This is a genomic window from Asticcacaulis sp. YBE204, from assembly GCF_000495855.1.
Classification (GTDB): Bacteria; Pseudomonadota; Alphaproteobacteria; order Caulobacterales; family Caulobacteraceae; genus Asticcacaulis.
On record NZ_AWGF01000014.1, the window covers coordinates 1 to 21116 of the forward strand.

Here is a 21116-nt window from a genome sequence, read left to right on the forward strand (position 1 = left end):
CCACACGAGCCAGCCGAACCGGCCCGGTGAACAACTTTAACCTAGCTGTCAGAAGGAGCGGCGCTTATACCGCTTCAGATTTTTAAGTCAATCAGTTTTTTCAAACTTTTTCGACCCGTCCGCTTCCAAAACCGTAAGGCCTTTTCAGCGGAGAGCGGCGTGTATAACCGCTCGATTTTTTCAGTCAAGTCTTTATTTTAAAAAAGTTTTTCGACCGTTTTAAAATCAGGAACCTGACCGTGCCGCATCCGATACCGGAAGGTTTCGTGTGCAGCGGAGCGGCGTAGATAGTCATCCTTGCCACCCCTGTCAACCGACAATCTTAAAAGATTTTCAATCGACATTCCCGGGCTTTAAACACATCCAAGGCCTTGGTTTTACTGAGGTTTTCCTCATTCAAACTTCGTCGCTTCGTTATGTCCGTCGCCGGGAGGGCGGTGTCTAAAGGCCGCCAGACCGAGAGTCAACGCTGCTTCGGCATTTTTTGCCGCCTATCCACAGCACAAGGCCCGAAAACCTTACTTATCCTCAGGAGGCAGATGATTTTCGCCCTTTTCAGCGGCAATCCGGGCGAGAACCCGTCCCCTGCCCTTTACCAGCGCCGTCACGACGCCCCGCCAGGTACGGACTTCCTGCTCGGTCATCTGCGCCCGGTTGAGGACGACGCGCAGATTGCGCTGCATGGATTCCTTCTTTTCCGGCGGGAAGAAGAAGCCGGCGGTGTCGAGCTCGCTTTCCAGATGCTCATAAAGCCCGTGTAGCTTGTCCAGCTCCGCCGGCTTGTCGAAGTTCTGGGTGAAGGCGGCCTTGGGCGCATCCATGATCTTCAGGCGCCACTCATAGAGGACGATGTTCACCGCCTGAGACAGGTTGAGCGACTGAAAGGCCGGATCGACGGGGATGGTGACGATCGACTGGCAAAGCGCAATGTCGAAGGTTTCCAGCCCGGCGCGTTCGGCACCGAACAGCAGGCCGGTTTTCAGGCCCTTCTGCGCATTATCATAGGAGTCGTCGGCGCATTGGCGCGGCGTACGGATCGGCAGATGCGTTTCGCGCGGGCGAGCCGTCGTCGCATAGACCATATTGAGGTCGGCGATCGCTTCGGCGACCGTCTCATATATAGTGGCGTTGTCGAGCGGCCAGTGCGCCCCAGACGACATGGCCCAGGCGCGTTCTTGCGGCCAGCCGTCACGCGGATTGACGATGCGCAGATCGCGCAGGCCGAAATTGGCCATGACGCGAGCGACCGAGCCGATGTTCTCGGCCATCTGCGGGCGATCGAGGATCACGCAGGGCAAGGTCAGGTCGGGGCGCTCAACGGGCGGGGCAGGTCGATTGTCTTTCATGACGGCTCTATAGATGAGGCGCGTTTAAATCGCCAGAAGGCGCGCGTCATTTTCACCAGCGCCATCACCCCTCACAGGTGACAAATCCGCACCGGCAAAATCGATATTTCGCCAGTAAAAACGCGCCCTGCTCCGCCCCTTTCGCATTTCGCCCTTTGCACCGGCTTCGGCTTGGCGCTATAGGAGGCCAACCGAAACCACCTTCTCAAAGGGAACGCACATGGCGAAGATCAAGGTAGCCAATCCGGTCGTCGATATCGACGGCGATGAAATGACCCGTATCATCTGGCAGTGGATCAAGGACAAGCTGATCCATCCCTACCTTGATATCGATCTGCAATATTTCGATCTGGGCATGGAAAACCGCGACGCCACCGACGATCAGGTGACCATCGATGCCGCCGAAGCCATCAAGGCCTGCGGCGTCGGCGTCAAGTGCGCCACCATCACGCCGGACGAAGCCCGCGTGAAGGAATTCAGCCTGAAGAAGATGTGGAAGTCGCCGAACGGCACCATCCGCAACATCCTCGGCGGCGTCGTGTTCCGTGAGCCGATCATCTGCCAGAACGTGCCGCGCCTCGTCCCCGGCTGGACACAGCCGATCGTCGTCGGTCGTCACGCTTTCGGCGACCAGTACAAGGCTACCGACTTCCTGGTCCCCGGCAAGGGCACCCTGACGATGAAGTTCGTCGGCGAAGACGGTCAGGTCATCGAGCACGAAGTGTTCAAGTTCCCCGGCGCCGGCGTCGCCATGGGCATGTACAACCTCGACGAATCGATCCGTGACTTCGCCCGCGCCTCGTTCGAATACGGCATCGCGCGCAACTACCCGGTTTATCTGTCGACCAAGAACACCATCCTGAAGGCTTATGACGGCCGCTTCAAGGACATCTTCCAGGACATCTTCGACGCCGAATACGCGGCGAAGTACAAGGAACTGGGCCTGACCTACGAACACCGCCTGATCGACGACATGGTCGCCTCGGCGCTGAAGTGGAGCGGCGGTTTCGTCTGGGCCTGTAAGAACTATGACGGCGACGTGCAGTCGGATACGGTCGCTCAGGGCTACGGCTCGCTGGGCCTGATGACCTCGGCTCTGGTTACCCCGGACGGCAAGATCATGGAAGCCGAAGCCGCTCACGGCACGGTGACCCGTCACTACCGTCAGCACCAGCAGGGTCAGGCCACCTCGACCAACTCGATGGCCTCGATCTTTGCCTGGACGCAGGGCCTCAAGCACCGCGCCAAGCTGGACGACAATGCCGAACTGACGCGCTTTGCCGAAACGCTGGAAAAGGTCTGCATCGACACCGTCGAAGCCGGCTTCATGACCAAGGATCTGGCGCTTCTGGTCGGCGATCAGCAGGGCTGGCTGACGACCGAGGGCTTCCTCGACAAGATCTCCGAAAACCTGTCGAAGGCCTTGGCGGCTTAAGCTAACCCTCTTTCGAGGCAATACTGAAAGGCCGTCCGTTCGCGGGCGGCCTTTTCGTTTGTTGACCGGTCAGGGTTTTCCCGACATTGTCGGCTTAAAAAAGGGAGATATAATGAAACCGGCAGTATATTTGTGGCTTGTGCCCGGAATACTTCTGGCCTCCGGTGTGTCGGCAGATCCAGAAAATGAACGCGTTTCTTTACATGTCGGCGGCCGGGTTGAAACGGTTCCCAATCAAATCGGCCATAAGCACCAATGGCCCGGCGTCTATTTTGAAGGGGCCTTCAAAGGGCCTGAAATTTCGCTGGAAACCGATGGTTCCGGCGTCCAGTATAAGGTTCTGATTGATGGGAAACTGTATATGAGGCTTGCCGATCAGGGCCATGAGGTTATACGAATTGGCAAGCTGGGCGACGGTACCCACACAATCCGCATCGAAAAAATCAGCGAAACACAAACCTATTCCGGTGCTTTCAATCAAATTCTCGTTGCCAAAGGCCGCGCACTGCCTTTGCCTCCCCGCATCCGTCAGATTGAATTTATCGGCGACTCGTTCACGGTAGGCTACGGCAACACCTCGACGAAACGCGAATGCACCAAGGACGACGTGTGGGCGACGACCGACACGTCTCAGGCCTTCGGACCGATAACGGCAAAAGCGTACGATGCCGATTACCAGATCAATGCCTTTTCCGGTCGCGGGATGGTCCGCAACTACAATGGCTTACGAGCCGATACCCTGCCCTTGCTTTACAAATACGTCCTGTTCGACGGCAAGACGGAATATAGCGACCCGAACTGGCAACCTGAGCTAATCGTCATAGGGCTCGGCACCAACGATTTTTCCACCGCGCTCACCGCCGGTGAAAAATGGACGACCCGCGCAGCATTACGTGCCGATTATCGCACCACCTATGTCGATTTCGTCACACGCCTGCGTGCCGATCACCCCAAAGCGCAGTTTCTGCTGATGGCCTCGGATCAGATGGACGGCGAAATCCGCGATCAGGTTATCGCCGTCACTCAAACCCTGAAAGGCGAAGGCGAAACCCGCGTCGATGCCGTCATTTTCAGTGGCCTCGACTATGCTGGCTGTCATGGTCATCCGTCCCTCGCCGACCATCAGAAGCTGTCGGCTGTGGTCAAGGGCTGGATCGACGCGCACCCGGACGTGTGGCGCTGACCTTAACCACCGCTTTGCATTGCCGCCGCATTCGCCCATACTCGCCTTATGCGTTTCCGCCTAGGTTCGCCGAAAAACTAGGGACCTCTACGGCATGAAGATCTTTCACTGCGGCAATTGCGGCAATACGACCTTTTTCCACAATCGCAACTGCGTCAACTGCGGCTACCGTCTGGGCTTTTCGCCGCTCAGCCTCGAACTGCGCGCCGTCGATCCCATCGGCACCGACGCCAATGGCAAGCAACTGTGGCGTCCCGCCGGTCGCGAGCGGACCTACCGTTTCTGCGAGAACGCCAAGACCGATGTGTGCAACTGGCTGGTGGCCGACGGCGACGACAGCGTCTTTTGCCGTGCCTGCCGGCACAATCGATTGATTCCCAACGACCTCGACACCTTCCGGCGCATTTCCGAGGCCCAGCGGCACCTGTTTTATGCGTTTCTGAAATGGAACCTTCCCGCCCCTGACCGTAAGACCGACCCCAAGGGCGGCATGGTCTTCGATTACCTCGAAGACTCGCACCTGCCCGACGGTTCATGCCAGCAGGCCATGACCGGCCACGATGAGGGCGTCATCTCGATCCGCGCCGCCGAAGCCGACGACGCCGTGCGCGAAACCGTGCGTGCTCAGATGGGCGAGCCCTATCGCACGCTGCTGGGGCATTTCCGCCACGAGAGCGGGCATTTTATCTGGAATAAGCTGGTCCGCGACGCCGGCCTGATCGAGCAGTGCCGCGCCGTCTTCGGCGACGAGAGCCTCGATTACGATCAGGCCATCGCCCGCCATTACAGCGAAGGGCCGCCGCGTTTCTGGGGCGATACCTTTATCAGCACCTATGCTTCGATGCACCCGTGGGAGGATTTCGCCGAGACCTTCGCTCACGTCCTGCACATCACCGATGCGCTGGAAACCGCGCACTGCTACGGCATGGCGCTCAAGACGCCCAATCCCGAACAGCTTACCGCCGACGTCGATTTCGACCCCTACGGTATTACCGACTTCAAGAAGTTGGCCGATGTCTGGGTGCCGCTCAGTCTGGCGATCAATTCGATCCACTCGGCCATGGGTGAGCGCCCGCTCTACCCGTTCATCCTCTCACCGCGTGTGCGGCAAAAGATGGGCTTCGTCCATCGACTGATCATGCGGCAGCCCGTGTAAACTTACGGAAACAGATAGGATTCGGCTTCGACGGCGCCCGCCTCTTTCCCGGCAATCAGGAACAGGTCGCGGGCTTGCCGCCACCAGGTCTGCGCGTTTTCCCGCTCCCCCTGGGCATTGAAACACAGCGCCAGACTGCGGAAATGCTCGGCGCGGGTCAGAGGATCGACATCCGGCACCTTCTCAAGCAGGGTCACCGCCTCGCCGAGATAGGACTCGGCCATTTCGAAATCCTCACCGAACAGAAATATATCGCCCATGTGGCGCAGAACGACCGCCAGGGTAAAGGCATCCCCCTGCTCACGCGCCACGACGGCCAGATCGCCGAGGTCGTCGAGCGCGCTTTCAAAATCGCCCTGATCGCGTTTGAGCAGGGCGACGCGCAAGGCCACCTCGATCATGGCATCGACGTCCTGCGCCTCACGCGCCGCGATGAGGGCCTGTTCCAGCAGGTCCTCGACCGCGCGCGTCGTGGCATGACCGTCCTTTTTGGTTTGCAACTGATCGACGCGATCCAGCAGATCGTCAACGGTCGTATTCATTTGGGGCTCCTGAAAAGGCCCCGACCCGGTGGAGATCATACCACACCCGCATATTAAAATGCCGTGGGCTTTTGTTCACGCGTTCTGACAGGGCGACAGGCCCATTTTTCCGTGTTAACCATTTCAGTCCGTATAGTCTGGGGAAATACGCGTGTTCAAGACCTTGTCGATCGCCATCATCGTCGCCGTGCTCGTGGCGCTGTTCGGCTTTGCCATCGGCCCGGTGTGGGCGTTCTACGATCTGCGTTCGGCGGCAGAGTCCGAGGACATCAAGAGCCTTTCGGAACTGGTCGCCTTCGACGACGTGCGCGCCAGCCTGAGGGCGCAGCTTCTGGCCGAGGCCAAGGGCGACGTCACCGCCGCCCCGCCGCCGCCATCGGTTTTGCGCGATCCCATCGGCGCCATCGGCCGCGCCATCACCGACATCGCCGCGCCCCCGCCGAAAACGCCGATCGTCGACGTCGACTCGTACCTCACCGCCAAGGGGCTGCTGGCCCTGTCCTACGGCGCGGGCAAGGACGCCAACACCGTCGAACCGCGCGAATTTTCGCCCAAGCCGCCGATGCCGCGCATCCTTTACTGGAGCATCGACCGCGCGCGTTTGGGGATCAAACAGCCCGATATCGGTGTCACGGTCTTCACCATGAAACGCAAGGGCCTGTTCGCCTGGCAGATTACCCATATCGGCCTGCCCGATCCCGACGCCGTCGAAGCAACGGGCGACGCAAGCTCGCCCGCCGCCGATTTCGGCCCGGATGCGAAATAGGCTTTTCATGACGGCGGCAAAGCCTTAAACCGCCTGCATGTTCGATACTATCAGCCGTGTTCTTCTCTTCTTCAGCTTCGTTGCGCTGGGCGCTTTGCTCGTGCGGACGGGACGGCTGAAAGCCGAAGGCCTCGACGGCCTGAGTGCCTATTTCTACTGGCTCGGCTTCCCTGCCTATCTGATCCACGCCTTTGCCCAGTTACCACGCCCCGATGCCGCTATGTCCAGCTGGCTGGCGCTGTACGCCAGCGCGTTCGTTCTGTCGTCCGGCCTGTGCATTGTCGCCGCCAAAGCCTTCAAAGCCACGCGCGGCGAAGCGACCGGCGCCGGCATGGCCGCCTTTATTTCCAACAGCGCCTTTCTGGGCATGCCGATCGCCGCCGGTCTGTTCGGGCCGGATGTGCTCAAGGCCGCACCGCTGCTGTTCGTTGCCGACTTCCTCATACTGTTTTTCATCGGCTGCGCGGGCCTGTCGATGGCCAGCGGAAATGGCGTCGGACTGGCGCTCAAGCGGACGATGCAAAACCCGACCGTACTGGGGTCGCTGCTCGGCGTCGGCCTGATGCTGGCCGGTGTCAAGCTCCCGCCGATGGTCGATCAGGCGCTCGATATCATGGGCCGTTCGTCGGTGCCGGTGGCGCTGGTGGCGTTGGGCGGGATGCTCGGCCTTATGCCATTCGAGCGTTTGCGCGGCCTGACCCCGGTCACGGTCGTCGCGGTCACGGGCAAGCTGCTGCTGGCTCCGGCGATCATGGCCGTGGTCATGCACATCGCGGGCGTGCCGCCGCTGCTGTTCAAGGTCGCCGTCTTCCTCGCTGCTTGCCCCACGGCAGTCAGCGTCTTCATTCAGGCGCGCATGTACGGCCTGTGGTACGAAGGCGCTGCGGTATCCATTGCCCAGTCGACCGTCATTTCGCTGTTCACCCTTTCCGGGCTGGCGCTGGTCTTGACTCACCTGTGAGTCCCGGCTAAAGCCTGAGCCGTCCTTCGGGGGAGTAACCGGCGCGATATGCGCGGTAACGTCAACACACTTGCCGGGCATCGGCATGGCGTTATTCGGTCCTATACGGATTTGGTGAGACCTGCGGCGCTTCTGACGCAGCCATTATGGCTGTCATAGCCTAGGGTTGGGCGGAGTCAGGCGTGCCGTAAGTCTCTGCCGCCCGACCGAATCTGTTGATTATGGACGCTTTTCTCAATTCCACCGCCCTCGTCGCCTTTTCCGAAATCGGCGACAAGACGCAATTGCTCGCGCTGATCCTGGCCGCGCGCTACCACAAATCGATCCCGATCATCTGGGGCATTTTTTTCGCCACCATCGCCAATCACGCCTTGGCCGCCTGGGTCGGGCATTTCGTATCGGGACTGGCGCTGACTACCTATATGCCGTGGATCGTCGCTGTGGCGTTCATCGCGCTGGGTTTGTGGATTTTGATCCCCGACAAGATGGATGACGACGAAGCCCCTAAGAAAGACTACGGCCCGTTCATCACCACCCTGATCGCGTTTTTCCTCGCCGAAATGGGCGACAAGACTCAGGTCGCCACTGTGTTTCTGGGGGCCAGGTACGAGGACGCGTTTGTCTGGGTCGTCGTCGGCACGACACTGGGTATGATGCTGGCCAATGTCCCCGCCGTTCTGTTCGGCGACAAGGTGTTGAAGATCGTGCCGATGAAGGTCGTCCGCTACGTCGCTTCGGCCCTGTTTATCGCCATCGGCCTGTTCAGCGTCTGGCAGATCGTTTCCGCATAACAAAAAAGCCGTCCGGTTCACACCGGACGGCTTTCCTTTGATATGTCGCAGGTTAGATCGCCGCGCGTATCGCCTCAAGACCGGCATCGGCCTTCGTGGCGTCCGGCGCACCGCCCTGAGCAAAGTCGGCCTTGCCGCCCGCACCCTGACCGCCCATCGCAATGACCGCCGCCTTGGCCAGCTCGGCGGCATTGAAACGCCCGGTCAGGTCCGGCGTTACCGCGACGGTCACCGCCGCCTTGCCATCGAGTACACCCACCAGCGCCACGACGCCGGAGCCGACCTGCTTCTTGAAATCCTCGGCCAAAGGCCGCAGATCCTTGCCGCCGACACCGTCGAGCACGCGGGCCAGAACCTTAACACCGTTGATCTCTTCAGGGCCCGAGGCTGCCCCGCCGCCGCCGACCGCCAGCGCGCGCTTGGCATCGGCCAGTTCTTTTTCCAGCCGCTTGCGGTCGCTGATCAGGGCTTCGACGCGGGCGGACACCTGCGCCACCGGCACCTTGAACTGATCGGCCAGCGCTTTGGCGACGCCCGCCTGCTCCAGCAGGTACTGACGCGCCGCTTCACCGGTCACCGCCTCGATACGGCGAACCCCGGCAGCAATGCCGCCTTCCGACACGATCTTGAACAGCGCTATGTCACCCGTGCGATAGACGTGCGTCCCGCCACACAGTTCGACGCTGAAACCACCTTCGCCTTGCAGCGCGTGGCCGAGCGACAGGACCCGGACTTCATCGCCGTATTTCTCACCGAACAACGCCACGGCACCGGCTGCAATGGCGGCTTCCGGCGCCATCATCTTGGTCGTTGCGGCTTCGTTTTGCAGGATGACCGCATTCACCTCGGCCTCGATGCGCTCGATCTCTTCCGGCGTCAGCGGGGCGCCGTGGCTGAAGTCGAAACGCATACGCTCGGCATCGACCAGTTGGCCCTTTTGCGCCACGTGCGCACCCAAAACGTGCTTGAGCGCGGCGTGCAGCAGGTGCGCGGCGGAGTGGTTCGAGCGGGTCGTGGTGCGTTTGTGCGCATCGACGCTCAGATGCACGTCGTCGCCGACGGCCAGCACACCTTCGCTGATTTCGATGTCATGGACGATCAGATCACCGGCCTGCTTATGCGTATCGAGGACACGACCTTCGCCGCCGGCCCAACGGATCGTGCCGGTGTCACCCGCCTGCCCGCCGCCTTCCGGATAGAAGGGCGTGCGGCCGAAGACGACCTGAAGATTGTCGCCGACCAGGCCTTCGGTGACGTTTTCGCCGTCCTTGACGATGACCACCGCCGGGCTTTGGGTATCGAGATCGTCGTAACCGACAAATTCCGACGCGCCCGCCTTGTCGCGGATCGAGAACCATTCGGCCTGCACCGACTTTTCGCCGGAACCCTTCCAGTTGGCGCGGCCCTTTTCCTTTTGCAGCTTCATGGCCGCATCGAAACCATCGGTGTCGACCGTGAGGCCCTTGGCGCGCACGGCGTCCTGCGTCAGGTCGAGCGGGAAGCCGTAGGTGTCGTAAAGCTTGAATGCCGTGTCGCCCGACAGAACGCCGCCTTCGCTGAGGTCGCGCGTCGCATCGTCGAGCAGGTTCATGCCCCGGCCCAGCGTGCGGCGGAAGCGCTCTTCTTCCTGACGCAGGGTTTCGACGATAGTCGCCTCGGCGCGCTTCAGTTCGCCGTAATGGTCGCCCATTTCGCGCACCAGCACAGGGGCCAGACGCGGCATCAGAGGCTCATTGGCCCCCAGCAGATAGGCGTGGCGCATGGCGCGGCGCATGATTCGGCGCAGCACATAACCGCGACCTTCGTTCGATGGCGTGACACCATCGGCGATCAGGAACGAGGTCGAGCGCAGATGGTCGGCGATGACGCGATGCGACGGCAGGGCTTCGCCTTCGGCGGCAACGCCGGTTTCCGCCACACTGGCCGAGATCAGAGCCTTGAACAGATCGATATCGTAGTTGTTGTCCACACCTTGCAGCACCGCCGCGACACGCTCAAGCCCCATGCCGGTATCGATCGAGGGTTTCGGCAGGTTCAGGCGCGTGCCGTCCGGCTGCTGGTCGAACTGCATGAAGACCAGATTCCAGATTTCAACGAAGCGGTCGCCGTCTTCTTCCGGCGAACCCGGAGGGCCGCCCCAGACGTGGTCGCCGTGGTCGTAGAAGATTTCCGTACACGGGCCGCAGGGACCGGTATCGCCCATCGACCAGAAATTGTCAGACCCGGCGATGCGGATGATGCGATCGTCGGAGAACCCGGCGATCTTCTTCCACAGATTGAAGGCTTCGTCGTCATCGATATAGACGGTCGCCAGCAGGCGGTCCTTGTTGAGGCCGTATTCCTTGGTAATCAGGTTCCAGGCGTGTTCGATTGCCTGTTCCTTGAAATAGTCGCCGAAGGAGAAATTCCCCAGCATTTCGAAAAAGGTGTGGTGGCGCGCCGTATAGCCGACATTGTCGAGATCGTTATGCTTGCCGCCCGCCCGCACGACCTTCTGAGACGTCGTCGCGCGCTTGTAGGGCCGCGTTTCCGCGCCCGTAAAGACGTTCTTGAACTGCACCATGCCGGCATTGGTGAACATCAGCGTCGGGTCGTTTTGCGGCACCAGCGACGAAGACGACACCACTTCGTGGTCGTTCTTGGCGAAGTAGTCGAGGAAGGTCTGACGGATTTCGTTTAAGGAAGGCATGGGACTCCGAACGGCAGGGCCGGTCTAAAGAAAGCACAGATTCAGCCGTATATAGAGAGGTTGCCAGTCTGCGCAAAGACCTTTGCGGCACCGTGGGTATTTTTTGCGCTATTTGCAAAAAACTATGCGTCAAATAGCACAATGCCCTGTCCGATCACGGACAGGGCATTCAATTCAGAAGGCTTTAGTCTTCGCCGTCGTCATCGGGTTCCGGGGTCCCCAGCAGGTCTTCGGCAATGGCCGTGGCCTTCTTGCGGACGCCCTTTTCGATTTCCAGCGCCATCTCCGGATTGGCTTTCAGGAAGTCGCGGGCGTTTTCGCGGCCCTGACCGATGCGGGTCGAGTTGAACGAGTACCACGAGCCCGACTTTTCGACGATGCCGCCCTTGACGCCGAGGTCGATGATTTCCCCCAGCTTCGAGATGCCTTCGCCGTAAAGGATATCGAATTCGACCTCGCGGAACGGCGGGGCGACCTTGTTCTTGACAACCTTGACGCGGACATTGTTGCCGACGATTTCGTCACGGACCTTGATCTTGCCGATGCTGCGGATATCGAGACGCACCGAAGCGTAGAATTTCAGCGCGTTGCCGCCGGTCGTCGTTTCCGGCGAACCGTACATGACGCCGATCTTCATGCGAATCTGGTTGATGAAGATGACGATGCACTTCGACTTCGAGATCGAACCGGTCAGCTTGCGCAGGGCCTGCGACATCAGCCGGGCTTGCAGACCCGGCAGGCTGTCGCCCATATCGCCTTCGATTTCAGCCTTGGGCGTCAGGGCCGCGACCGAGTCGACGACCACGATATCGACGGCACCGGAACGGACCAGCGTATCGGTGATTTCCAGCGCCTGTTCGCCGTTGTCGGGCTGCGACACCAGCAGGTCGTCGAGATTGACGCCCAGCTTATGCGCATAGGTCGGGTCGAGCGCGTGTTCGGCATCGACGAAAGCCGCCGTACCGCCCGCCTTCTGGATTTCGGCCACCGTATGCAGGGCCAGCGTCGTCTTGCCCGACGATTCCGGACCATAGATTTCGATGACCCGCCCTTTGGGCAGACCGCCGATGCCGAGCGCCATATCGAGGCCCAGCGATCCGGTCGAAATCGATTCGATATCGGTCGTCTTGCCATTGGCGCCCAGTTTCATCACCGAGCCCTTGCCGAAGGCGCGATCGATCTGCGCCAGCGCCGATTCAAGAGCGCGTTGTTTTTCTGCTTCGTCTTTACCCACGAGTTTCAATACCGCCTGCGACATAAACCAAACCCTCCTATGGCACGATTCCCGTCCCCGAGGTCCATCCCCCTCAACGGTTAAATCTGTTGAATCGTTTGTACCCCATTCGTTCCACGTTCGCAATATGTTCTCATAAATAATTATCCCCGTTCCAGAAAATAATTACGTGGCGGGCTTGGCCGGAACGCTGTCCAGCATAAGCTTCAATTGATCCAGATAGTTATAAAAGGCGTCGCGGCCGGTCTGGGTCAGGCTGATGCGGGTATTGGGGCGCTTGGCGATGATCTTCTTGCGCATCGAAACGTATCCCGCCTCGCCCAGTTTTTTCAAATGCAGCGACAGATTGCCGTCGGTGATGCCAATCTCGTCGCGCAAATCGGTGAAATCGGCCTGTCCCGCCGTCGACAGGAACGCCAGTATGGCCAGACGCGCCCGCGCATGGACCAGATCCTCAAGGGCATCGGCGGCAAAGGGCTTCATGCAAACCCTCTCAGAGGTTTGCGCGACAAAGGCATTTCATTCCGTGATCCGGTCATGTCCTCCCCCTTGCGATTATTTCCCGCGTCAGACCGTTCTTATACGATCCCTGCGGGTCGATCCGTCGAAACAGATTAAGCACTTAGCCACGTTAAGTTATCAGGCCTGGACACATGGTCCAATAAAAAGTTTTCCCCGTCGCGTAAGTTTGAACGGGGTGCGGTTGTCTAATCTTTCGACACACCGCAAACATCGGACGACATGCCCCCTCACCCCACCGCCTTTGCCGACTGGATCGGACCGCATCTGAGCGCGCTCCGGCGTATCAGCCGCGCCTTTGCCGCGCCCGCCGATCAGCCGGATCTGTTGCAGGAAGTGATGATTGCCTGCTGGAAGGCGCACGGCGCGTTTCGCGGCGACAGCGCGGCGACGACCTTTATCTACCGCGTGGCGCACAACCGCGCCCTGACATGGAAGAAGCGTGAAGGGCTGCGCCTGTTGCGGCTGTTCGAAACGCAGCGCGATTTGACCCTGCTCGATAAGGCGGACGATAGCGCGCCGCTGGAACGAATCTATGAAGCCCTGCGCGACCTGTCGCCGATCGACCGCTCGTTGATGCTGCTGTGGCTGGAGCAGGTGCCCTATGCGGACATGGCGGCGATGCACGGTCTGACGGAGAGCCATATCGGCGTGCGGTTGACGCGTGCCCGGGCCCGCCTTGCCACCCTGATCAAGGACGATCCCGATGAATCTTGAAACCTTTGAACGCCTGTGGCGGGCCAATGCCCGTGACCTGAGCCATACGGCACAGGCCTATCTGATGGAGGATATGATGCAGACCCTGAACCGCCGCCGCGCCAGCCAAAGCGCCTTTTTCCTGTTCCTGACCGCCGTACTGGGGGCGATCACCTTCATCTTCGGTTACGGCGTCATCAAGCACAATAATTTCGATCCCGCGCACGAATGGGGGGCGATCGCCATGCTGCTCACGCCGTGGATCGCGCTGATCCTGATGAAGCGGGCCTTTGAGCGTCATGTGCGGCGCTTCCCCGATCCGGCGGCGTCACTGCCCGAACAACTTAGCGCGCAACTGGATGAAAACCGCATGAAGCAGCAAAAGGCCGTGATCATGTTTGGACTGATGGGGTTGTTTCCCATCGCGACAGGGATTGCGCTGTGGCAGTTGCTTAGCGTCGGCAAGATGGAAGTGGCGCACGTCCAGCAGGGCGCGCTGCTGTTCGGCAGCGTGCTGGGGATATCACTGGTGATCCAGATCGTGCGCTATCTGCGGGTTCTTAGGCCTGAGGGTAAGCGGTTGAAACGACTGCTGGGGGAGTATGAAGCCTGAAAATCCCCCTCCCCGCCTGCGGGAGAGGGGATTAGAGCGTGGCCGCCCATTCGTTATAGACGGTCTCAAGCACCGCCAGCGGCACGGCCCCGGCCACTAGGCCCGTGTCGTGGAACTCACGGATATCGAACTTCGCCCCCAGCTTGGCCTGCATCTTAGCACGTAGTTCCAGCCACTTGATCTTGCCGATCATATAGCCCAGCGCCTGACCCGGCCACACGGCGTAGCGCTCGATCTCGGTCTCGTTATCCTCGCCGGTATTTTCGTCCATGAAGGCCATCGCCTGTTCGCGCGTCCATCGCTTATAGTGCATCCCCGTATCGACCACGAGGCGGCAGGCGCGGAACATGGCGTCATGCAGATAGCCGATCCGGCCGTAGGGGTCGTCGTCGTACATACCCATGTCCTTGGCCGCGACTTCTTCGGCATAGAGCGCCCAGCCTTCGACATAGGCGTTGAAAATACCCATCTGACGCAGCATGGGGAGGTTCTTGTTTTCCTGCTGGATGGAAATCTGCATGTGGTGGCCGGGGATGGCCTCATGGTAGGTGAGCGTCGGTAAGGTCCAGGTCGGCACCTCCGCCGTGTCGCGCAGATTGATATAATAGGCGCCCGGACGCGAGCCATCCAACGACGGCGGCCAGTAATAGCCCCCTGGCGCGCCAAGCTCGGTCGCCTTGGGGACGCGGCGCACCGTCACCGCCGATTTTGGCAAGGTCTTGAAATAGGCCGGCAGCTTGGCCTGAACGACGCCGATCTGGTCATTGAGGTGCGCCAGCAGCTTGTCCTTACCGGCGTCGGTGTTCTCGAAGATGAACTTCGGGTCTTTCGACATGGCCTTCATGCGCTCGGCGGGCGTACCCTTGGTCATGCCTAGTTTCGCCATCACCGTTTCCAGTTCGGCGTTGATTTCCTTGACCTTATCGAGGCCAATCTGATGAATTTCCGCCGGGGTGAAGGTCGTCGAAGTATTGTACCCCGCCGCGAAGGCATAGTGCTCGTCGCCACCGGGAATGTGCCAGACGCCCGCATCGTGGGTCGCCTTCGGCAGGACGGCTTCGAGCGCCATAACCTGAGTCTGCATGGCCTGATACACAGGGCCGGAGACCAGTTTCAACGCCTGTGCACTCATCGAAGCGTCGGCGATACCCTTGTCTTTCAGGCGGCTATCGAACGACTTAACCAGATTGGTCTCGGCGGGCGCGACGGCCAGCAGGCCCTTCAACTGCGTGATGGCCTTTTTCAGCGCAAAATCCGGCGCGATGACGCCCTTGGCCGCCTTGGCTTTCACGGCCTCGGTTTCCTGAGCGATGACGGTCGCATAGGCCTCCAGACGGCTGAGATAGGCCTCGGCGTCGGTCTTGGTCGCGATCGTATGACGGTTTTCCAGCATGTCCGGCGTCGTCTGATAGCTGCCGGTCAGTTGCGTGACGCTGTACGGGCCCCAATAGTCCTGCGGTTCGCCATAGGGGGCGGCGCTATAGCCGCGCACCGTCTCGGTATAGTCCCAGACGATAGTATCGTAATTGATGCGGTCCATGCCGCTCAGCTTCGTCCGATCGATAGCTTTGAGCGCCTTCAACGACGTCGCGTAGAAGGCCTTGTCCTTCTCACGGTCGGCAGGCGAGGCCATGTTGAGCCTGGCCTTTAGCGGCGCACGGGCGTCGACATCGAGGCCCGTATCCGTCGCCGAAACGGGTTTCAGCTCCAGATATGCATCGAAAATGCTCTCGAAGGTGGCTTTCAACCGTCCCCCCGCTGTCGGATCGGGTTCACCCACCGCAATCGACGGCTTGCTGCCTATCGCGGCACAGGCCGACAGACCTCCAGCCGTGGCGGTCAGGGCCGAAGCCCCGGCCAGAAGCGAACGACGATTGAGCATGGGACACCCGTATGTTGGTTACATTGCCAACAAGACTAGGCGCAGAAGCCGGGTGCGGCAACCGGGCCAAAGCTAAATTAATTGTAATTTTAAGCGCATGCCAAAAAGTGTGCAGCGGATTTTGGCTTCGCCGAACTTCGTTTGGATTCACATGCGCGCCAAAAAAGAAACGGCCGGAACGGAGCCTCAAGGGGGACGGCTCTCGGCGTCCATTCCGGCCTGTACGATATGTCGCTCCCCCCGGCCCCCCGGCTTCCGGTCACGACATACCGACAATTCTACACCTCAGTGCCTTTGCGCAGCCTGACCGACCGCCATACGTTTGTTGGCGGCATAGGTATTCAGGCACAGGGTGAAGGTTGCGCCGATCAGCTCGGCCACTTCCTGTTCGCCCACCTGTTCGGCGCGAGCCTTGAGATGCTCCAGAGTCGAGACGATATGCAGCAGGGTCTGCTCGCGGTCTGCGCCCTCGCCCGCTACGCTCAGGGCAAGATCAGGCACGACGCCGGTGGCTCTGCGGGGCATGTATCGGCTCTCCTCGACGGTACGACCAAACCTTAGCTGCACTAAGTTTGCGGCGATATCACGTAAATTCGGGATGTGGCAATTTAACCTGCGCTTTTACGGCTGTATCATCCCGTTCATGATCGCCTTGACCACGGCGGCCACGCGATTATTGACGCCCAACTTTTGAAAGACATGGCGCATATGGGCGTCGACCGTATTGCGGCTGATCCCCAGAATCGTGGCGACATCTTCATCGGTCTTGCCCGCCGCCACCCAGGTCAGGACCTCGGTCTCCTTGGGCGACAAAAGCGGTGCTGCATCCGTTTCCGGGGCCTTGATGGCATAGAGCCGCTTATAGGCGGCGTAGAACTGATTGCAGACGGCGTTGATCAGGTCGATATCGATATGCGAGGCATCGCGCGCACCCGAACTGGCCACCGCCACCCCGGCGATCTGGGCGCGCGGCCCCTTGATAGGCACCCCGATACCGCCGTTCAGCCCTGCCTCTTCGCTGAGGCGCATCAGCTTGACCTGTCCGGCGGAATAGCGGCTGCGCTTTTCGAGATCGGTCCAGCGAAAGGCCCAGTCCTCGGTCGCCGCCGCGCGATAGACCGGGTCGAGCCGCCACAGGCTCTTTTCCCCGTAATATTTCTGCCAGTCTTCGGGATAGTTGTGGAACACCCCGTGGGTTTGCTTATCGGCAGGCAGATCCAGGTCGCGCTGTACGGTAAAGATCACCCGGTCGAATCCGTATCCGGCTACCGTTTTCGACAACACTCCAAACAACGATTCGGCGTCGCGCGCTTCGGATGAGCGGACGATAAACTCTTCGAACGTAATGGTATCGGTGCGCGTAAGCCCGATCATGCTCTGCTCCTGCGGGCGGTATTCAACCACCCAACCCTGCGGCGACCCTATGCAATATTTCCCGCCGCAATAAAAGCCGCAACCGTAACTATAGCGACAACCTCACTGGTTCTTTAGTCGGGGCATGATAGCCTATAGGTCTTAATTTCCGGATACCTGTTATGACTACCCTGCCTACCGCCACCGACAACCGCCCGGAACACTGGTTCGAGCACTTCCCCTCGCCCGAAGCGCACGGCAACAAGTACGATCGCGGCTATGCGGTGGTGCTGGGCGGACCTATCCACTCGACCGGCGCGGCACGGCTGGCAGCGCGGGCGGCCTTGCGGGCGGGGGCAGGTTTAGTGTCCGTCGCCTGCGATCCATCGGCCCTCATCGTCTATGCGACGGCACTGGAAGCGGTGATGACCAAGCCTGTGCGTGACGTAGCCGAATTTGCGGGCCTGATCGGCGATCGTCGCGTCACCGCCGTCCTGCTCGGCCCCGCCGCCGGGATCAGCGAGCGGACGCGCGAGTCGGTGTTGGTCGCACTCACCGCACATAAGCCGTGCGTGCTGGATGCCGACGCCCTAAGCGTGTTCAAGGACGATCCGCACACCCTGTTCTCTTCCATCGAAGGGCCTTGCGTCCTCACCCCGCACGACGGCGAATTCGAACGCGTCTTCGGCAAGCTGGACAGCCGGGAGGCCGACCTGCGCGCCCACGCGGCCTGCGATGCGGCGGCAGCGTCGGGGGCCATCGTCCTGCTCAAAGGCCCGGAAACCCTGATCGCGCACCCCGACGGACGGCTGGTCGTCAACCGTCATGCCCCGCCGTGGCTGGCGACCGCCGGTTCCGGCGATGTGTTGGGCGGCCTGATCACCGGCCTGATGGCGCAGGGCATGACGCCCTTCGAAGCCGCCTGTGCCGGCGTATGGCTGCATTCGGAAGCCGCCCGCCGCTTCGGTCCCGGCCTGATCGCCGAGGACCTGAGCGAACAGATCCCCGGCGTATTGGCGAACTTTAAATCGCGCAGGTAACGCCCGTCCCCTTCAAGCCGCAATAGCCGTCGGGATTCTTTTCAAGATAGCCCTGATGATAGTCTTCGGCATAATAAAACGGTGCATCCGCATCCGGTCCGAAGATTTCGGTGGTGATCGGGCCCAGCCCTTTGGCCGACAGCGCCGCCTCGAACGCATCGCGTGACTTCAATGCCGCCTCGTACTGGGCCGAGGTCGAGGTAAAGATGGCCGAGCGGTACTGTGTGCCGACATCACCGCCCTGACGGAAGCCCTGGGTTGGGTCGTGACGCTCCCAGAACAGCTTCAGCAACTGGTCGAACGTAATCTTCGTCGGGTCATAGACGATCTGCACGCCTTCGGTGTGCCCGGTCTGGCCCGAACATACCTCGCGATAGGTTGGGTTCGGTGTATAGCCGCCGATATAGCCCGCAGAGGTGGTATAGATGCCGTCCTGCTGCCAGAACAAACGCTCGACGCCCCAGAAACAGCCCATCGCGAAGACGACGCTGTCGAGCCCTGCCGGAAACGGCCCCTTGAGCGGTGTACCGAGCACGGCATGGCTTTGATCGGTCGGAATGGCCTCGGCGCGGCCCGGAAGGGCCTCTTCGCGGGAAATCATACGGGACTTGAGACCGAACATCTGAAACTCCTGACACGGGGCGTGCATTATCCCCAACATAGAACAACTCCGTCCATATAGGGATGAAAAAAGATAACACCAGAGGCGCAAGGGCTCTTGCGCTTTCGTCATGGCTGGGTATAACCGCCGCCTTCCGCACGCCGCCGACCCGGCGTGTTTGTATGGATGGACAGGTGGCGGAGTGGTCGATCGCGCACGCTTGGAAAGCGTGTGTACGTGAAAGCGTACCGAGGGTTCGACTCCCTCTCTGTCCGCCATAACCCGCATGAAAAAAGCCTCCGTTGCCGGAGGCTTTTTTGCATTCTGGGCAACGACTCTCAGGCGGACACGGGTCTGGCCTTCGGCGCCAGTAACGACAGGACCGCCGCGATCAGGCACAGCCCCCCGGCGATCAGCAGCGCATAGACGTAGGTAGTATAGGCCGTGCGCACCCAGCCCGCGAAAAAGGCGATCGAGGCCGCCCCCAACTGATGCCCGGCGAAGATCCAGCCGAACATGACGCCCGCCTTTTCAGGGCCAAAGCGCTGCGCCGTCAGCTTGAGCGTCGGCGGCACGGTGGCGATCCAGTCGAGCCCGTAGAAGATGGCGAACGGCGTCAGGCCCATGACGGTGAAGGTCGATTCCGGCAGGAACAGCAGCGCCACGCCCCTCAGGCCGTAATAGACCGCAAGCAGCAGGCGCGGGTCGTAGCGGTCGGTCAGCCAGCCGGAGCCTACCGTGCCAAACAGGTCGAACACCCCCATCAGGGCCAGAACCGACGCCGCCGTTACCGCCGTCAGACCATAGTCGCCGCACAGCGACACGAAATGCGTCTGGATCAGGCCGTTGGTCGAGGCCCCGCAAATGAAAAAAGTCGCGAACAATATCCAGAAGGTGCCGCTTTTCGACGCCTCGCGCAGGGCGCCGAACGGGGTGATTTTGGCGATGGTCGCAGGCGGCACGGTCTCGGTCTGACCGAAGGCCTTGAGCCCCATCTCGTCGGGCCGGTCGCGCATAAGGACCAGCACGAGGATAAGCGCGATCATCAGCAGGCCGCAAACCAGCAGCAGCGCCATACGCCATCCCCAGGCCTCCGACACCGCCGCGATCAGCGGCAGGAAGGCCAGTTGCCCCGTGGCGCTCGACGCCGCGAGAATGCCGACGACGAGGCCGCGCCGGGCGACGAACCAGCGGCTGGCCACCGTCGCCCCCAGCACCATCGCCGTCATCCCTGCCCCGCAGCCGACCATGATCCCCCACAAAAGCAGAAGCTGCCACAGCTCGCCCATCAGCAGCGACAGGCCCAGACCGGCGACGATCAGGGCCAGGGCCGAAGCCACCACCCGCTTGAGGCCGAAGCGCAGCATCAGCACGGCGGCAAACGGCGCGATCAGGCCGAACAGGATCAGCCGCACGGCCAGCGCGCTGGAAATCTCAGCGGTCGTCCAGCCGAACTCCTTCGCCAGCGGCGGCATCAGCACCCCCGGCGCCCCCAGCGCACAGGCCGTCGTCAGCATGGTCAGGAAGGTCACGGCCATGACCACCCAGCCATAGTGGATATCGTGGCGACGCAACTGTTCGGCCAGGGCTCTGGACATGATCGAATCCTTTTACATGATCATTATCATGTTTGCATTAATGATCATCATCATGTAAAGTCAAGGCAGATTTTATGGAGCCTCGATGAAAACCTCGCGCGCACAGGTCGAACAGAACCGCCAGCTGATCCTCAAGGCCGCCGCCGAACTGTTCCGGCTCAAAGGCTTCGACGGCGTCAAGGTCGCCGAGGTCATGCAGGCGGCAGGTCTGACGCACGGCGGCTTCTATAACTATTTCGCGTCCAAGGAGGCCCTGATCGCCGAAACCTGCTCGGCCTGGGTCCGCGAACGCACCGGGACGCTGGAGGCCAAACGCGTCGCCGATCCTGAGGGCGAGGCCGTGGCCTATGTCGCGCGTTACCTGTCGCACAAGTACCGCGATCACCCGGACATGGCTTGCCTTTATCCGGCTCTGTGCGCCGACATCGCGCGTCAGCCGGACACCGTGCGCCACGCCTTTACCGAAGACTTCAAGGGTTATCTGACGGTGCTGGAGCGGTTGTTTGCCGGCGGTGCCGCTGATGAGGCTATGCCGCGAACCGCCATTGTCCGCCTGTCAACCCTGATCGGGGCCATGACCCTGGCGCGCGCCGTTGACGATCCGGCCCTGTCGGATGCGATTCTGGAGACGGTCCGCACCGAACTCACGGCGAAAGCATAGCCGTTGCCTCCGACACCCTATAGACTCAGGGCGATTCTATTCCCCGGGAA

The 21116-nt window shown here is 60.8% G+C and carries 20 protein-coding genes and 1 tRNA gene; 11 read left to right on the forward strand and 10 right to left on the reverse strand.

What is annotated here, in order from left to right; genetic code table 11:
- Window positions 1-518 precede the first annotated feature (518 nt).
- Window positions 519-1346 (reverse strand): RNA methyltransferase, encoded by an 828-nt coding sequence (locus AEYBE204_RS35570; protein ID WP_023463405.1) that lies wholly within the window; start codon window positions 1344-1346, stop codon window positions 519-521.
- Window positions 1347-1566: 220 nt separating this feature from the next.
- Here AEYBE204_RS35570 and AEYBE204_RS35575 point away from each other — a divergent pair, with 220 nt between their 5' ends.
- From AEYBE204_RS35575 to AEYBE204_RS35585, 3 genes are all read left to right on the forward strand, one after another.
- The gene (locus AEYBE204_RS35575) at window positions 1567-2781 is read left to right on the forward strand and encodes an NADP-dependent isocitrate dehydrogenase (RefSeq protein WP_023463406.1); all 1215 of its coding nucleotides are present in this window, start codon (window positions 1567-1569) and stop codon (window positions 2779-2781) included.
- Window positions 2782-2893: 112 nt separating this feature from the next.
- The gene (locus AEYBE204_RS35580) at window positions 2894-3964 is read left to right on the forward strand and encodes an SGNH/GDSL hydrolase family protein (protein ID WP_023463407.1); all 1071 of its coding nucleotides are present in this window, start codon (window positions 2894-2896) and stop codon (window positions 3962-3964) included.
- Between the two features lie 94 nt (window positions 3965-4058).
- A complete protein-coding gene (locus AEYBE204_RS35585) occupies window positions 4059-5120 on the forward strand; it encodes a putative zinc-binding metallopeptidase (RefSeq protein ID WP_023463408.1) in 1062 nt (353 codons plus the stop codon).
- A gap of 2 nt (window positions 5121-5122) precedes the next feature.
- Here the strand turns inward: AEYBE204_RS35585 and AEYBE204_RS35590 are convergent, their stop codons facing one another.
- Window positions 5123-5662 (reverse strand): tetratricopeptide repeat protein, encoded by a 540-nt coding sequence (locus AEYBE204_RS35590; protein ID WP_023463409.1) that lies wholly within the window; start codon window positions 5660-5662, stop codon window positions 5123-5125.
- A gap of 151 nt (window positions 5663-5813) precedes the next feature.
- Between AEYBE204_RS35590 and AEYBE204_RS35595 the strand changes: the two genes are divergently transcribed.
- The 3 genes from AEYBE204_RS35595 (at window position 5814) to AEYBE204_RS35605 (ending at window position 8180) form a co-directional block, all read left to right on the forward strand.
- The gene (locus AEYBE204_RS35595; RefSeq protein ID WP_023463410.1) at window positions 5814-6428 is read left to right on the forward strand and encodes a DUF2939 domain-containing protein; all 615 of its coding nucleotides are present in this window, start codon (window positions 5814-5816) and stop codon (window positions 6426-6428) included.
- A 37-nt stretch (window positions 6429-6465) separates the two neighbouring features.
- Window positions 6466-7389, forward strand: a complete 924-nt coding sequence (locus AEYBE204_RS35600; protein WP_023463411.1) for an AEC family transporter — start codon at window positions 6466-6468, stop codon at window positions 7387-7389.
- 221 nt (window positions 7390-7610) lie between these two features.
- Window positions 7611-8180: a TMEM165/GDT1 family protein gene (locus AEYBE204_RS35605; RefSeq protein WP_023463412.1), complete on the forward strand. Its 570-nt coding sequence runs from the start codon at window positions 7611-7613 to the stop codon at window positions 8178-8180.
- A gap of 52 nt (window positions 8181-8232) precedes the next feature.
- Here AEYBE204_RS35605 and alaS read toward each other — a convergent pair whose 3' ends face one another.
- From alaS to AEYBE204_RS35620, 3 genes are all read right to left on the reverse strand, one after another.
- Window positions 8233-10869: an alanine--tRNA ligase gene (gene alaS, locus AEYBE204_RS35610; RefSeq protein ID WP_023463413.1), complete on the reverse strand. Its 2637-nt coding sequence runs from the start codon at window positions 10867-10869 to the stop codon at window positions 8233-8235.
- A gap of 184 nt (window positions 10870-11053) precedes the next feature.
- Window positions 11054-12127 (reverse strand): recombinase RecA, encoded by a 1074-nt coding sequence (gene recA, locus AEYBE204_RS35615; protein ID WP_023463414.1) that lies wholly within the window; start codon window positions 12125-12127, stop codon window positions 11054-11056.
- A gap of 141 nt (window positions 12128-12268) precedes the next feature.
- Window positions 12269-12586: a transcriptional regulator gene (locus AEYBE204_RS35620; protein WP_023463415.1), complete on the reverse strand. Its 318-nt coding sequence runs from the start codon at window positions 12584-12586 to the stop codon at window positions 12269-12271.
- A gap of 258 nt (window positions 12587-12844) precedes the next feature.
- Here AEYBE204_RS35620 and AEYBE204_RS35625 point away from each other — a divergent pair, with 258 nt between their 5' ends.
- Together AEYBE204_RS35625 and AEYBE204_RS35630 are read left to right on the forward strand one after the other, a co-directional pair.
- The gene (locus tag AEYBE204_RS35625) at window positions 12845-13339 is read left to right on the forward strand and encodes an RNA polymerase sigma factor (RefSeq protein WP_023463416.1); all 495 of its coding nucleotides are present in this window, start codon (window positions 12845-12847) and stop codon (window positions 13337-13339) included.
- The gene (locus tag AEYBE204_RS35630) at window positions 13329-13931 is read left to right on the forward strand and encodes a hypothetical protein (RefSeq protein WP_023463417.1); all 603 of its coding nucleotides are present in this window, start codon (window positions 13329-13331) and stop codon (window positions 13929-13931) included. The genes AEYBE204_RS35625 and AEYBE204_RS35630 overlap by 11 nt, the downstream gene beginning before the upstream one ends.
- A gap of 31 nt (window positions 13932-13962) precedes the next feature.
- Here the strand turns inward: AEYBE204_RS35630 and AEYBE204_RS35635 are convergent, their stop codons facing one another.
- The 3 genes from AEYBE204_RS35635 to AEYBE204_RS35645 all read right to left on the reverse strand — a co-directional run bounded on the left by AEYBE204_RS35635 (window position 13963) and on the right by AEYBE204_RS35645 (window position 17187).
- Window positions 13963-15813, reverse strand: a complete 1851-nt coding sequence (locus tag AEYBE204_RS35635) for a DUF885 family protein (RefSeq protein ID WP_023463418.1) — start codon at window positions 15811-15813, stop codon at window positions 13963-13965.
- Between the two features lie 285 nt (window positions 15814-16098).
- A complete protein-coding gene (locus AEYBE204_RS35640; protein WP_023463419.1) occupies window positions 16099-16338 on the reverse strand; it encodes a hypothetical protein in 240 nt (79 codons plus the stop codon).
- Between the two features lie 96 nt (window positions 16339-16434).
- Window positions 16435-17187: a LuxR family transcriptional regulator gene (locus tag AEYBE204_RS35645; protein WP_023463420.1), complete on the reverse strand. Its 753-nt coding sequence runs from the start codon at window positions 17185-17187 to the stop codon at window positions 16435-16437.
- Window positions 17188-17348: 161 nt separating this feature from the next.
- On the opposite strand from AEYBE204_RS35645, the gene AEYBE204_RS35650 reads away from it, so the two are divergent.
- Window positions 17349-18206, forward strand: coding sequence for an NAD(P)H-hydrate dehydratase (locus tag AEYBE204_RS35650; protein ID WP_023463421.1), 858 nt, complete (start codon window positions 17349-17351; stop codon window positions 18204-18206).
- On the opposite strand, the gene msrA is transcribed toward AEYBE204_RS35650, so the two are convergent.
- The gene (gene msrA / locus AEYBE204_RS35655; RefSeq protein ID WP_023463422.1) at window positions 18190-18828 is read right to left on the reverse strand and encodes a peptide-methionine (S)-S-oxide reductase MsrA; all 639 of its coding nucleotides are present in this window, start codon (window positions 18826-18828) and stop codon (window positions 18190-18192) included. The genes AEYBE204_RS35650 and msrA overlap by 17 nt on opposite strands.
- 167 nt (window positions 18829-18995) lie before the next feature.
- On the opposite strand from msrA, the gene AEYBE204_RS35660 reads away from it, so the two are divergent.
- Window positions 18996-19085: transfer RNA gene (locus AEYBE204_RS35660), tRNA-Ser, on the forward strand.
- 60 nt (window positions 19086-19145) lie between these two features.
- Here AEYBE204_RS35660 and AEYBE204_RS35665 read toward each other — a convergent pair.
- Window positions 19146-20405, reverse strand: a complete 1260-nt coding sequence (locus tag AEYBE204_RS35665) for an MFS transporter (RefSeq protein ID WP_023463423.1) — start codon at window positions 20403-20405, stop codon at window positions 19146-19148.
- An 85-nt stretch (window positions 20406-20490) separates the two neighbouring features.
- On the opposite strand from AEYBE204_RS35665, the gene AEYBE204_RS35670 reads away from it, so the two are divergent.
- On the forward strand, window positions 20491-21066 hold the full coding sequence (locus AEYBE204_RS35670; protein WP_023463424.1) for a TetR/AcrR family transcriptional regulator: 576 nt from the start codon (window positions 20491-20493) through the stop codon (window positions 21064-21066).
- The last annotated feature ends 50 nt before the right edge of the window (window positions 21067-21116 follow it).